1 protein-coding gene is annotated in these 438 nt (G+C 66.4%); it reads right to left on the bottom strand.

Annotated features, from left to right (window positions below):
* Nucleotides 1-438: DUF2155 domain-containing protein (locus tag D2V17_RS05085; protein ID WP_119592016.1), on the bottom strand; the 438-nt coding region annotated here is incomplete at both ends.

Genomic DNA, 438 nt, shown 5'->3' with positions numbered 1-438 from the left:
CTCTTCCTCGCCGGGAAAGCTCATCGCGCAGTCCTTCACCCATACATCGTAGATCGGGTGCTCGACCACATTGAGGCCGGGAGAGTTCTTGAACAGCCAGCCCGAGAACACCCGCGTCCACACGGCTTCGCTATCGGCATCGGGCCGCTCGTTCACGTTGACCTGCACGAAAGCGCCGGTTTCGGGCGGATCTTCCCACGGCGCGGTTTTCTCGCAGGCAGACAGGCGAATCACCAGATCGTCGATCCGGCGCGCTTCGCCCGGCTTCATCTCGATCTCGCGGGTGAGCGAATTGCGCTTGTTGACGATGCCGAGCGTGGCCACGCGTTCGGCCATCGGGGTGCCCTGCCCTTCGGCCGCCAGCGCGCCTTCACCCGGCGCGGGCGCGGGCTGCTGGAGTTCTTCGGGAACCTCGGTCTGCTCGGCCTCGGGCGCGGG

This window comes from Aurantiacibacter xanthus (assembly GCF_003584015.1).
Lineage (GTDB): Bacteria > Pseudomonadota > Alphaproteobacteria > Sphingomonadales > Sphingomonadaceae > Alteraurantiacibacter > Alteraurantiacibacter xanthus.
The sequence above is the reverse complement of the archived record's forward strand: the minus strand, read 5'-3'. Positions and strand labels throughout refer to the sequence as shown.